The sequence below is a fragment of the Sphingobium sp. B11D3B genome (assembly GCF_025961735.1).
Taxonomy (GTDB): Bacteria; Pseudomonadota; Alphaproteobacteria; order Sphingomonadales; family Sphingomonadaceae; genus Sphingobium.
This window is the reverse complement of sequence record NZ_JAOQOF010000001.1, coordinates 3,641,608-3,653,717: the sequence shown is the minus strand read 5'-3', so window position 1 is coordinate 3,653,717 and position 12,110 is coordinate 3,641,608. Positions and strand designations below refer to the sequence as shown.

Genomic DNA, 12,110 nt, shown 5'->3' with positions numbered 1-12,110 from the left:
CAAGTCCTTCGATACGCCGCTTCGACAGGCTCAGCAGCTACTCAGGACGAACGGAAATACCGTCTGCAATGTCGCTGTCTCTGGCCGAGCAGCCTCCATAATCGCTGCGAGTAGCCGGCATATGCACCAGCCACGCAGCCCAAAGCTCCCTCACGCCGCCAGCGGCTGCTCGTCCCGCCGCAACGTCAGCACCTCGACGTCGGTCGCCGTCACCGCCACAGTATGCTCGAACTGCGCGGAAAGCTTGCGGTCCTTCGTCACCACCGTCCAGCCGTCGCCCTTGGTCATCACGCCGCGCGTGCCCTGGTTGACCATCGGTTCGATGGTGAACACCATGCCCTCGCGCAGTGTGAGGCCAGTGCCGGGGCGGCCGAAGTTCATCACCTGCGGGTCCTCGTGCATCTCGCGCCCGATGCCATGGCCGCAATATTCTCGCACGACCGAGTAGCCATGCTTCTTGGCGTGGCGCTCGATGGCAAAGCCGATGTCGCCGAGGCGCGCGCCGGGGCGCACCTGGCGGATGCCCTGCCACATCGCTTGCTGGGCAACACGCACGAGCCGGCGCGCGGTGGGCGAGACCGTGCCGACGAGATAGGTCTTGCTGCTGTCGGCAATGAAGCCGTTCTTCTCCAGCGTTATATCGAGATTGATGATGTCGCCATCCGCAATGATCCGGTCGGCATCCGGCACGCCATGGCAGACGACCTCGTTTATCGAACAATTGAGCACATAGGCAAAACCATATTGCCCCTTGCTCGCCGGACGCGCCGCCAGATCATCGACGATGAAGCGCTCGACCATATCGTTGACCGCCATGGTGGAGCGGCCGACGAGATCCTCCCCGTCCAGCATCTCGAAGACCGATGCGAGCAACCGGCCGGAGATGCGCATGAGGGCGAGTTCGTCCGACGTCTTGACCATCTCAGGCGGCCTGCGCGGTGGCGAGGTCCAGCCGGTCCTTTTCCATTTTCACGATCTCGTTGAACGACAGCGTGGGATGGGCCTCGGCCAGCATCCCGATCTTCATCCAGAACTCGGCCTGAGCATTGATGGAGCGGCACATGACGGCGCTGGTGCGGCGCGCTTCCTCATGCAACCCATCCTCGATCTTGACCAAACCCATGAACCGCTCCGCATATAGAGAATATGCGGACCATATATGGTTCATATCGTCATACGTCAAACCATAGGGTTCAGCTGGTGAGACCCGCCAGCGTGGCCAGGCCCAGGAAGGAGAGGAAGCCCATCGAATCGGTGACCGTCGTCACGAAAATCGAGGAGGCGACCGCAGGATCGACGTTGAACCGCTCGAACAGGATGGGCACCGCGACTCCGGCGAAACCGGCGGTGACGATATTCAGCACCATCGCCGAGCCGATCACCCCGCCCAGCAAGGGGTCCTGGAAGAACAGGCCGACGCCTATGCCAAGCACCACCGCCACGGTCGCCCCGTTCAGCACTGCCACGCGCAACTCGCGCATGATCATGCGCCAGGTGTTGGATGCGGTGATCTGGTTGGTGGCAAGGGCGCGGACGGTCACCGCCATGGTCTGGCTGCCGGCATTGCCGCCCACGCTGGCGACGATGGGCATCAGCACCGCCAGCACGACCATCTTTGCGATCGCATCCTCGAATGCAGCGATGATGGCGGTGGCGAACAGCGCCGTGATCAGATTGGCGAGCAGCCAGCGCACGCGCGCCTTGTAGCTCTCCCGCACCGGCTCGTTGATGTCGCCTTCACCGGCGCCGGACAGGCGGAGAATGTCCTCGCCAGCCTCTTCCTGAATGATGTGGACCACGTCGTCCACGGTGATCATGCCGACGAGACGCCCACCCGGGTCGACCACCGCAGCCGAGATCAGCGCATATTTCTGGAAGCGCAGCGCCACCTCTTCTTGATCCATATCGACCGGGATCAGCGTCTGCTCGCGCTTCATCACATCGCTCATGGCGATTTCGCGCGGGCAGCGCAGCACCCAGGAGAGCTGGCAGGAGCCGATGGGCCGATGGGCCGCGTCGACGACGAAGATTTCCCAGAAATCCGATGTCAGGTCGCGGGTATCGCGCAAAAAGTCGATGGTCTGGCCGACGGTCCAATGCTCAGGCACCGCGACCAGATCGCGCTGCATGAGTCGGCCTGCGGATTCCTCGGGATAGCCCAACGCGCTCTCGATGGCGGCGCGGTCTTCCGGCTCCATCGCATCGAGGACGGTCTGCTGGTCCTCCTCGTTGAGATCCTCGATGATCGCGACGGCATCGTCGGTATCCAGTTCGCCGGCCAGTTCCGCGAGTTGCTCAAGCTCGAGCGCCTCGACGACGGTATCGCGCACATAATCGTTGAGCTCGGACAGCACTTCCGCGCCGACCAGCGAGCCCAGCGCATGAACCAGCCCGGCCCGCCGATCCTCGGGCGTTAGCTCGAGAAGGTCGGCGATGTCGGCGGGGTGCAGCGTCTCGACCAGCGCCTGCGCGGCATCGTCCTTGCCCTCCTCGACGGCGGACAAAACGGCAGAGACGAACTCCGGCCGAAGACGATCGTCCTCGTCCAGATTGGTATCGACGAGCGCGTCTTCCTCCTCGGGAGGGATCGCGCCGGGCTGCGATGCGGCCTCGGTCTCGCTCATGCGGCGCCTCCCTTTCCGGCTGCGGCCGCCACTGGCCACGCCTGCTCTCGATAATCGCTCCTTTTGCCCATGCCCGGGGCAAATGCAACGTCATGCAGCCTTCCCTTGACGAAAGCAGTCACTATAGAGGCCGCTCCATTCCCCCGCCTGCTTCCGCTCCGCATTGCGACCCGAGGCCGGTAGAGACAAGGAGACTGCCCCCATGGCCGACCAGACCCTTACCCTGACGCTCGACACCGGCGACGTCGTGATCCAGCTGCGCCCCGATCTGGCCCCCAAGCATGTCGAGCGCATCAGCGCGCTTGCCAAGGACGGCTTTTATGATGGCGTGGTGTTCCACCGCGTGATCCCCGGCTTCATGGCGCAGGGCGGCGACCCGACCGGCACCGGCATGGGCGGCTCGAAGCTTCCCGATCTGCCGGCCGAGTTCAACAGCGAGCCGCATGTGCGCGGCGTGTGCTCTATGGCACGTAGCTCCAACCCGAACAGCGCCAACAGCCAGTTCTTCATCTGCTTCGACGATGCGACTTTCCTCGATCGTCAATATACCGTGTGGGGCGTTGTGACCGAAGGCATGGAGCATGTCGACGCGCTGCCCAAGGGCGAGCCGCCGGCAAAGCCGGGCAAGATCGTCAAGGCAACGGTGAGTGAAGCCTAAGGCAAGATTGCCTGCGCGATTGTAATACTATCGCGAAGTCTTCAAGTAAAACTGAACGCCAAGTGAATGGCCCCGTTGTGTAGCACATGTGCAACAGCGGGGCCTTTCCACAATTGCTCCACAATTCATTCGGGAACGGTTCATCTGGCTGAGCCATTTTAGGGACAGTGATCGACGCAGGTCGGTCGCGAAACGAGGACCTAAACAGTCCTGTTCTGTTAATAGAAGGTTCAGTGTTATGAAAGCTTTTCCCCTCACCCTCGCCGTTGCTCTCGCAGCGGGTCTCTCGGCCCCGGCTCTGGCACAGGACGCGAAGGGCCTGCAGCCCTATGTCGGCGTGATGGGCGGCCTGCATGACTTCGACAACCAGCAGCCCGCAGGTGGACCGCCGAGCGGCTATCGCGGCTGGGTCGCTGAAGGCGTGGCCGGTCTGAACTACGACCTCGGCCCCGTCGTGGTCGGTGCCGAAGGTAGCGTCGCCAAGGGCTTCGACAAGGACATCGACTGGGAATATGGCGCCGCAGGCCGTCTGGGCCTCAAGGCCGGTAAGGACAGCATGTTCTTTGCCAAGGTCGGTTATCAGTGGACCCAGTTCAATGACAAGACCGTGCCGCTGGCCGACACCGATCGCCACTATCACGGCGTGACTTATGGCGGTGGCGTCGAGCTTTCGCTGGCCGACATGGGCAGCACGGCCGAGACCAGCAACATCCGCCTGCGTGCGCAGGTCGACACGCGCGGTAACTTCAACAGCTTCCGCCCGATGGTCGGTGTTGTTGCCAAGTTCTGATGACGGATCGATGCGCCCCGCTGGCTAGGAGCGGGTCGCATGAAAAGAAGCGGCCGGGAGTTTCCTCCCGGCCGTTTTTTTAATGGCTTACCCTCCCGTTCTCCCTGAGCTTGTCGAAGGGCGAACGGATGAGTGAGAGGGGGCCGCAACGCCTGCCCGCCAGCCGTTCCTTATCCGCTGTTGCGCAGGGCCGTGGCAATTGCGTTGATCGAGAGTTCAATGCCTTCGCGAATGCGCGGGTCGGTCTCCCCGGCGCGGTGGCGCTTGAGCAGTTCCACCTGCAGCAGATTGAGCGGCTCGATATAGGGCAGCCGCAAGCGGATGGAGGCGTCCAGCGCCGGGCTGTCCGCCAGGAGATGGGTCTGCCCGGTGGCAGCGAGCAGCTGGTCATGGGCAAGATTCCAGCCCTCGCGGATGCGCTCGAAGATCGGATCGCCCACCGCGCGGTCCGAGACCAGCGGCAGATATTTGGCGGCGATTTCCAGATCCGACTTGGCGAGCACCATTTCCATGTTTGCCATGCTCGCGCGGAAGAAGGGCCAGGCCTGCGCCATGTCCTTGAGCAGGGCGTCATCCCCGAAATCGCGCAGGGCCTGCCCGACGCCATACCAGCCCGGGAGCATCACCCGCGCCTGTGCCCAGGAGAAGACCCATGGGATCGCGCGCAAATCCTCGATGCGATTGCTCTTGGTGCGGCTGGCCGGGCGCGAGCCGATCTTGAGGCCGCTGATCTCCTGAATGGGGGTCAGCTCGCGGAAGAACTCGCGAAAGCCCTTGGTCTCGTAAACCAGCCCGCGATAGGCTTCAAACGCGAGGCCGGAAATGCTCGTCATTGCCTGGGTGAAGCGCTCGTTGTCCGCAGGGGAGAGCCGCTCGGGCTCCAGACTGGCGAGCAAAGCCGCGCTGGTTACTGCCTCAAGATTGGTCCGCGCGCTCTCCAGCGTGCCATATTTGGCGGCGATGACCTCGCCCTGTTCGGTGATGCGGATGCGGCCCTGCACCGTGCCGGGCGGCTGCGCCTGAATGGCCGCGAAGGACGAGCCGCCGCCGCGCCCGACCGCACCGCCGCGCCCATGGAAGAGCTGCATCGCAACGCCGGCTTCCTCGAACACCGGCGTCAGCGCAAGGCTGGCTTCGTACAGGCCCCAGGTCGAGGTGAGATAGCCGCCATCCTTGTTGGAGTCGGAATAGCCGATCATCACTTCCTGATGGCCCCGCGCCCGGACCAGCGCGCCGATCTCCGGCAGGGCGAAATAATCGCGCATGATGGCGGGCGCTTTTTCGAGGTCCGCGATCGTCTCGAACAAGGGCACCGCCATGATCGGGGCATGCGGCGCGCCCTCGCCCTGCGCCGCGCGCCACAGGCCGGCTTCCTTGAGGAGGATGTTCACCTCCAGCATGTCCGACACGCTCTCCGCCTTGGAGATGAGGTAATGGCGAATGCAGGCCGCGCCATAGCGGCGATGCGCCTCTGCGGCGGCCTCTACGATGCCGAGTTCGGTGGCGGTTTCCTCGCTCCAGTCGGCAAAGCGGGAGCCCAGCGGGCGGTTGGTGGCCAGTTCGCGGCGCAGCAAGGCCACGCGCGCCTCTTCATCCAGCGCGAGATAATCCGGCTCGACACCGGCAACCTTGAGCAGTTCCGCGACGACGCGCTCATGCACCGCGCTGTTCTGGCGCATGTCCAGCGTGGCGAGGTGGAAGCCGAACAGCTCGACCGCCCGGATCAGCCGGGCCAGGCCGCCGCCGCTGCCGAGCGCGCCATTGCCTTCGACAGCGAGGCCGCGCCCAAGCGTCGCGAGATCGGCGCGCAGTTCGCCCGCATCGGCATAGGGCTCGCCCGCAAGGCGTGAGGGGCGCGGCGGCGGGGTACCGATAAGCTGTTCATAGGTCGCTGCGACGCGCGCGTAGATGCCCGCCACGGCCCGGCGATAGGGCTCGTCGCGCCGGCTGGCAGCCTCGTCGCCGCTGGCCGCTGCCAGATCGCGGACGCCGGCAGGAATGGCCGCAAGTTCGCTGGAGATAGAGAGCTGTGCGCCCAGCTCGTGCAGCGCATCCATGTAGAAGCGCAGGGTCGATCCGCTCGCCCGGCCCAGCGCCGTGCGCAACTGCTCGGCCTGCACGAAGGGATTGCCGTCCCGGTCCCCACCGATCCAAGTGCCCAACCGCAGGAAATTGGGGACGCGCTGTCCCAGCACCCGGTCCCAGCGGGCGTAAAGGCTCGGAAGCACCGGCATGAAGATGTCGCGAAAATAAGAGAGCGCGTTGTCGATCTCGTCGCGCACGAACAGCCGCTCACGGCGCAGCGGGCGCGTCTGCCAAAGCAGCGCGATCTGGCGGCTGATCGCCTCGTCGATCGGCTCGCCATGATCGGTCTCGCTCGCGCCGGTATCGCGCAGGGCCATGAGATCGGAGATCACGTTGCGGTGGTCGATCATCGACTTGCGGCGCACTTCCGTCGGGTGCGCGGTCAGCACCGGCACCACCAGCGCCGTCTCCAGCAGCTTGACGATATCGGAGGGGCTGACGCCATGCTCGCTCAGCTTGGCGGTGGCACTGGCAACGTCCGCGCCCGGTTCGGCGGCGACGCCCTGGCGGTCCTCGGCGAGATTGGCGAGCATGGAGAACAGCATGAAGCCGCGCACGAAGGCGAGCGTATCGTCCAGCGTCAGCGCATCCAGACCACTGTCCACGCCCTCGGCCGGGGCGACGCCGCGCGCCCGGTCGACGGAGGCAGACCGGATATATTCGGTCTGCTTGAACAGGCGCTCGCCGCCATAGACGCGAATGACATCCCCGAGCAGGCGCCCGAGATAGCGAATGTCAGGATTTTGGGTGATGGCGGGGCGCATGGGTGACATGCACGCCATGCTGCATTGCAGCGATCAACGGGTCAAGAACGGATTGGGCTGGCGGGCCGCAAGTCAGCTCCCATCAGTCGGTCAGGCATGCTCCAGCGTGCACTGGAGCGGATGCTGGTTCTGGCGGGCGTAATCCATCACCTGATTGACCTTGGTTTCGGCCACTTCATAGCTGAACACACCGCACACGCCGACACCGCGCTGGTGGACGTGGAGCATCACGCGGGTCGCCTGCTCGATGTCCATGCGGAAGAAGCGCTGCAGCACATCGACGACGAATTCCATCGGCGTATAGTCGTCGTTGAGCATCAACACCTTGTAAGGCGTGGGCTTGCGGGTGCGTGCGCGCGTACGGGTGGCAACGCCAAGACCGGGATCGCCCGGCCCTTCCTCATCGGGCCGCCCAGCCATGAGCGGCTGATTCATGATCGCGCTTCTGTCTTGCATGGCCCAAAAATAGGGCATCGCCCCCCTTGGTTGCAAGGGCACAGAGACGGACTGCCCAAAAAAGCAAAGGCGGCCCGCCGGAGCGAGCCGCCTTTTCTGATTTAGATCGGCCTGATCAGGCTGCGATCGACTTCACCTTTTCCGTCACAACCGACACGCGGTTGCTGATCGGCTGGGAAATGTCGCTCACCAGCTTGAGCATCTTTTCGCTGTTCTTGGCAGCCTCGGACGCGAAGCTGTCCATCGTCTGGCTGAGCAGCTCGCTCTGAAGCTGGAAGAACTCGGCCGGCGACTTGATCGAGGCAAAGCTCTTCATCGTGGCGCTCGACTTCTCGAAGGACTTGCGGCCGAATTCGGCGGCGTCCTGGCCCAGCGTTTCCATGCCCTTGGCAGCGATCTTGGAGGATTCGACCATCGCTTCGAGATTGCCGCGCGTCAGTTCGCCCAGCTCTTCGAAAGCCCGGCCGGACTTCTCCATGGCCGCCTTGGTCTTCTCGTTCATTTCAGTGAAGGCACTCTGCATACGGGTCTTGGCCTCCTCGGCATAGGTTTTCGCGGTGTCCATCATATCGGTCATGGTCGGTTCGCCTTTCGCTGCGGCGGATTTCCCGGTGTCGGGAAGGGGGAATGCATCCGCCAATTCTGGGTTCGAGACAGGTGAGAGGGGCGCCGGACTGGCATCAACGGCTTCAGCCTTGGCGGCAGCGCTGACGGGCCATTCCACCGGCGTTTTCACGGCCGGCACATCGACGGGCTTGCGCGCGACCGGAGCCTTCGGCGTCGCCGGCGCCTTGACCGGCATCGGAGCGGCCGCCGCGACCTTCTCACCCGTGGGCTTAGCCACAGGCTTGGAAACGTCGTTCTTGGCCGGGCTCCGTGCAGCGGACGTCGCGGGCCGGGGACCGGCTTTGGACGAACGGGACTTGCGCGGGGTTGCCAACAGACTCACTCCTCGAACTTTGCTGCGATGCAACATAAGCGAATCGGATCGAATCTGCAAGTAAAATGATGCAGTGCAACAAAACTGTCTTACAGGCGGTGAATCAACGCAAAAGCGCCGGTCAACGCTGCGTGACGTAGCGTCCGGGCGCATCCTCGATCGCGGGAAGTTTGCCTTCTCCCGGCATCCGCGCGCCGCTGGCACTGACCGTCTCTGGCGACAGCTCTGCCAGCCACGCCCGCCAATCCGGCCACCAGCTCCCCTCCGTTTCCTGCGCGGCTTTTCGGAAAGCGGCAAAGTCCGGCTGCGGCGCGGCGCTGGTCCAATATTGATATTTGCCTGCCGCTGGTGGATTGACCACGCCGGCAATATGCCCCGAGCCCGCCAGCACGAACCGCCGCGGCCCGGAGAACTGGTCCATCAGCTTCCATACGCTGCAGGGCGGCGCGATATGGTCCTCGATACCGGCCTGAATATAGGAAGGCGTCTCCACCTTGCGCAGGTCGATATGGATGCCATCAACCTCAAGGCCGCCCGGCACGACCAGCCGGTTATCGCGATATAATTGGGTGAGATAGGCCCGGTGCCATTTCGCCGGCAGGTTGGTGGTATCACCGTTCCAGTAGAGCAGGTCGAACTGGGGATAATCCTTCCCCAGCAGGTAGTTGTTGACCACATAGTTCCAGATCAGATCCTGCCCGCGCAGCAGGTTGAATGTTGCCGCAAGATAGCGCCCATCCAGATAACCGTCCTTCACGAAGCCATCGATCAGCGCCAGTTGCTCGTCGTCGACGAAAAGAGCGAGATCGCCGGCCTCGGAGAAATCGACCTGGGTGGTGAAAAAAGTGGCGCTGGCGACCTTGTCGCTCTCACCCCGCGCGGCCAGCCATGCAAGCGTCGCGGCAAGAAAAGTGCCCGCCACGCAGTAGCCGATGGTGTGGACGCTCGGCACATCGAGCAGATCGCGCACCACATCGATCGCGTCCACCTGCCCCTTGAGCATGTAGTCGCCCAGGTCGAAATCGGCCATGCTGGCATCGGCGGATTTCCAGCTCACCATGAACACGGTCAGCCCCTGATCCACCGCCCATTTGACGAAGCTCTTCTCCGGGTTGAGATCCAGAATGTAGAAGCGGTTGATCCACGGCGGGAAGATCAGCAGCGGGGTCTTCATCACCTGCGGCGTGGTCGGCTCATACTGGATGAGCTGGTAGAGCGGGGTCTCGTAGACCACTTTGCCCGGCGTGGTGGCGATGTTGCGCCCCAGCTCGAAGGCGGAGCCGTCCGTATGGGTGAGCTGGCCGCGATCGAGGTCGGCGAGCATATGCTCCAGCCCGGTCAGCAAGCTCTCGCCCTTGGTTTCGATCAGCCGCTGAAGCGCGGCGGGGTTGGTGAACAGGAAGTTCGCCGGGCTGGCCGCCTCGACAAACCGCTCGGTCACGAAGCGCAGCTTCTCCTTGTCCCGCACATCGAGACCATCGACGCTATCGGCCAGTTGCATGAAATAATCGGAGGCCAGCAGATACATCTGGCGAATGAGGTCGAACACCGGATTGTCGTGCCAGCTCGGATCGGCAAAGCGCCGATCACGACTGGTAGGCGCAGGTTTCGCATCGCCATCAGGTCCTGCACCGATGCCGTCCATTGCTCGCGCCAGCACCTGCTGCCACACCGCCATGCTGCGTTCCGCCGCCTGCGACTGGATGCGCGCGATCTTCTCCAGATTGGGCCGCGCCTCATGCCCGGGAAAGCGCGTCGCCTGCTCCGCCAGCTCGGCGCTGCGCTCCAATATCGCCTGCTGGGCAAGCCCCACCACCCGCGTCCAGTGCTGCAGCTGAGCAAGGCCGGTCGAGTCTTTCAGGTCCTGATCCATGGGAGATGCCTCGCTCGATTGTCCGGACGGTCTGTTTTCCAGACTCGCCGCCCGTTGTTTTGGTGGCACGACTGGCTGGCGCAAGCTATATGCAGCATTGGCCGGTCCTTACCACTTGCAGTGTGACACGGCCATTTCAACCCAAATGGAGATCGACATCCCAATGTCCGACGAATTCTACCGCATCAAGCGACTGCCGCCTTATGTCATCGCCGAAGTGAATGCGATGCGGGCAGCGGCGCGCGCGGCGGGCGAGGACATTATCGATCTCGGCATGGGCAATCCCGACCTGCCGCCGCCCGATCATGTGATCGCCAAGCTGGTGGAAGTGGCGCAAAAGCCCAATGCCCATGGCTATTCGCAGTCCAAGGGCATTCCCGGCCTGCGCCGTGCCCAGGCGAATTATTATGCCCGCCGCTTCGGCGTCGAGGTGGACCCGGAGACCGAAGTCGTCGTGACGATGGGCTCTAAGGAAGGCCTGGCCAGCCTCGCCACGGCGATCACCGCGCCCGGCGACGTCGTGCTCGCGCCCAATCCGAGCTACCCGATCCACACCTTCGGCTTCATCATTGCCGGCGCGACCATCCGCTCGGTGCCGACGACGCCGGACGAAAATTATTTCCGCGCGCTGGAGCGGGCGATGCACTTCACCGTGCCGCGCCCGAGCATCCTCGTCGTCAATTATCCCGGCAATCCCACGGCGGAGACGGTGGACCTGGCGTTCTACGATCGGCTGGTCGCGTGGGCGAAGGAAAATCAGGTCTGGATTCTCTCTGACCTTGCCTATTCCGAACTGTATTTCGACGGCAACCCGACGCCTTCCATCCTGCAGGTGCCGGGCGCCAAGGACATCGCGATCGAGTTCACGTCCATGTCCAAGACCTATTCCATGGCCGGCTGGCGCATGGGCTTTGCGGTCGGCAACCAGAAGCTGATCGCGGCGATGACGCGGGTGAAGTCCTATCTCGATTACGGCGCCTTCACGCCCATTCAGGCCGCCGCCTGCGCAGCCCTGAACGGCCCGCAGGACATCGTCGAGAAGAACCGCCAACTCTACCAGAAGCGCCGCGACGTGATGGTGGAGAGCTTTGCGCGGGCGGGCTGGGATATTCCGTCCCCCCGCGCATCCATGTTCGCTTGGGCGCCGCTGCCGCCGGCGCTCAAGGAGATGGGCAGCCTGGAATTTTCCAAGCAGCTCCTCACCCACGCCAAGGTCGCGGTCGCGCCGGGCGTCGGCTACGGCGAGGATGGCGAGGGCTTCGTGCGCATCGCCATGGTCGAGAATGAGCAGCGCCTGCGTCAGGCAGCGCGGAACGTGAAGAAATATCTGCAGTCCATGGGCGTCAATACACCGGTGACCAAAGGCGCGGCCTGATGCCGGTGCCGGTGCTGGAAGCGCCCGAGGTCAGCCTCGTCGCGCACACGATCCAGTTGGCGGTGGCGCCGGTGTTCCTGCTCGCAGGCATCGGCGGCTTCCTCAACGTCTGCGCCAGCCGCCTCGCCCGCGTCATCGACCGGGCGCGGGCGGTGGAAGCGCAGGTGATGCGCACGACGGGCGCCGAACATGACCGGCTGATCGACGAGATCCGCATTCTCGATCGGCGCATCACGGTGGTGAATGCGGCGATCTTCCTCTCGGTGCTCGCCGCGTTGACGATCAGCGCGGTGGTCATTCTGCTGTTCGCCTCCAACCTCATTGAGGTGAATCTGGGCACGGTCATTTCGCTGCTGTTCGTGGGGTCGATGACCTCCATCGCCGCAGCATTCGCGATCTTTCTCTACGAGACCCGGCTCGGCTCGCGCGTGACGCACATCCGCAATGAGGTGCTGTATCACAAGGTGGAGAGCGAGCTTTCCGGCGAGGGGCCGCGCCCAAGCAAGCCGGCCGTTCCCGCGCCCGAGGTCAGGCAGTCGCGCTAA

At 63.8% G+C, this 12,110-nt stretch carries 11 protein-coding genes; 4 read left to right on the top strand and 7 right to left on the bottom strand.

The window, feature by feature from the left end; all coding sequences use genetic code 11:
- Nucleotides 1-150: 150 nt before the first annotated feature.
- The 3 genes from map to mgtE form a co-directional block, all read right to left on the bottom strand.
- A complete protein-coding gene (gene map / locus M2333_RS16925) occupies nucleotides 151-921 on the bottom strand; it encodes a type I methionyl aminopeptidase (RefSeq protein ID WP_264612528.1) in 771 nt (256 codons plus the stop codon).
- Between the two features lies 1 nt (nucleotide 922).
- Nucleotides 923-1,123: a ParD-like family protein gene (locus tag M2333_RS16920; RefSeq protein ID WP_264612527.1), complete on the bottom strand. Its 201-nt coding sequence runs from the start codon at nucleotides 1,121-1,123 to the stop codon at nucleotides 923-925.
- A gap of 70 nt (nucleotides 1,124-1,193) precedes the next feature.
- Nucleotides 1,194-2,624, bottom strand: coding sequence for a magnesium transporter (mgtE, locus tag M2333_RS16915; protein ID WP_181560518.1), 1,431 nt, complete (start codon nucleotides 2,622-2,624; stop codon nucleotides 1,194-1,196).
- A gap of 202 nt (nucleotides 2,625-2,826) precedes the next feature.
- Between mgtE and M2333_RS16910 the strand changes: the two genes are divergently transcribed.
- A complete protein-coding gene (locus M2333_RS16910) occupies nucleotides 2,827-3,282 on the top strand; it encodes a peptidylprolyl isomerase (protein WP_181560519.1) in 456 nt (151 codons plus the stop codon).
- 238 nt (nucleotides 3,283-3,520) lie between these two features.
- A complete protein-coding gene (locus tag M2333_RS16905; RefSeq protein ID WP_264579675.1) occupies nucleotides 3,521-4,072 on the top strand; it encodes a porin family protein in 552 nt (183 codons plus the stop codon).
- 170 nt (nucleotides 4,073-4,242) lie between these two features.
- Here the strand turns inward: M2333_RS16905 and ppc are convergent, their stop codons facing one another.
- The 4 genes from ppc to M2333_RS16885 form a co-directional block, all read right to left on the bottom strand.
- Complete coding sequence (gene ppc / locus M2333_RS16900; RefSeq protein WP_413716512.1) at nucleotides 4,243-6,930, bottom strand: phosphoenolpyruvate carboxylase; 2,688 nt, start codon at nucleotides 6,928-6,930, stop codon at nucleotides 4,243-4,245.
- A gap of 81 nt (nucleotides 6,931-7,011) precedes the next feature.
- Nucleotides 7,012-7,377 carry an ATP-dependent Clp protease adapter ClpS gene (gene clpS / locus M2333_RS16895; protein ID WP_264588459.1) on the bottom strand — a complete coding sequence of 122 codons (366 nt, stop codon included), beginning with the start codon at nucleotides 7,375-7,377 and terminating at the stop codon, nucleotides 7,012-7,014.
- A 115-nt stretch (nucleotides 7,378-7,492) separates the two neighbouring features.
- Entirely contained in the window at nucleotides 7,493-8,353 is an 861-nt protein-coding gene (locus M2333_RS16890; protein WP_264612525.1) for a phasin family protein, read from the bottom strand.
- An 85-nt stretch (nucleotides 8,354-8,438) separates the two neighbouring features.
- On the bottom strand, nucleotides 8,439-10,190 hold the full coding sequence (locus M2333_RS16885) for a PHA/PHB synthase family protein (RefSeq protein WP_264612524.1): 1,752 nt from the start codon (nucleotides 10,188-10,190) through the stop codon (nucleotides 8,439-8,441).
- 163 nt (nucleotides 10,191-10,353) lie between these two features.
- Between M2333_RS16885 and M2333_RS16880 the strand changes: the two genes are divergently transcribed.
- Both M2333_RS16880 and M2333_RS16875 read left to right on the top strand, forming a co-directional pair.
- Nucleotides 10,354-11,565 carry an LL-diaminopimelate aminotransferase gene (locus M2333_RS16880; RefSeq protein WP_264612523.1) on the top strand — a complete coding sequence of 404 codons (1,212 nt, stop codon included), beginning with the start codon at nucleotides 10,354-10,356 and terminating at the stop codon, nucleotides 11,563-11,565.
- Entirely contained in the window at nucleotides 11,565-12,110 is a 546-nt protein-coding gene (locus M2333_RS16875) for a DUF2721 domain-containing protein (protein WP_264571205.1), read from the top strand. Before M2333_RS16880 ends, M2333_RS16875 begins: the two co-directional genes overlap by 1 nt.

Bases quoted from the DNA above. Each gene is read 5' to 3' on its own strand.
- mgtE (WP_181560518.1), bottom strand. From the start codon at position 2,624: ATGAGCGAGACCGAGGCCGCATCGCAGCCCGGCGCGATCCCTCCCGAG.
- M2333_RS16880 (WP_264612523.1), top strand. From the start codon at position 10,354: ATGTCCGACGAATTCTACCGCATCAAGCGACTGCCGCCTTATGTCATC.
- M2333_RS16910 (WP_181560519.1), top strand. From the start codon at position 2,827: ATGGCCGACCAGACCCTTACCCTGACGCTCGACACCGGCGACGTCGTG.
- M2333_RS16885 (WP_264612524.1), bottom strand. From the start codon at position 10,190: ATGGATCAGGACCTGAAAGACTCGACCGGCCTTGCTCAGCTGCAGCAC.
- M2333_RS16920 (WP_264612527.1), bottom strand. From the start codon at position 1,123: ATGGGTTTGGTCAAGATCGAGGATGGGTTGCATGAGGAAGCGCGCCGC.
- M2333_RS16875 (WP_264571205.1), top strand. From the start codon at position 11,565: ATGCCGGTGCCGGTGCTGGAAGCGCCCGAGGTCAGCCTCGTCGCGCAC.
- map (WP_264612528.1), bottom strand. From the start codon at position 921: ATGGTCAAGACGTCGGACGAACTCGCCCTCATGCGCATCTCCGGCCGG.
- M2333_RS16890 (WP_264612525.1), bottom strand. From the start codon at position 8,353: ATGTTGCATCGCAGCAAAGTTCGAGGAGTGAGTCTGTTGGCAACCCCG.
- M2333_RS16905 (WP_264579675.1), top strand. From the start codon at position 3,521: ATGAAAGCTTTTCCCCTCACCCTCGCCGTTGCTCTCGCAGCGGGTCTC.
- ppc (WP_413716512.1), bottom strand. From the start codon at position 6,930: ATGTCACCCATGCGCCCCGCCATCACCCAAAATCCTGACATTCGCTAT.
- clpS (WP_264588459.1), bottom strand. From the start codon at position 7,377: ATGCAAGACAGAAGCGCGATCATGAATCAGCCGCTCATGGCTGGGCGG.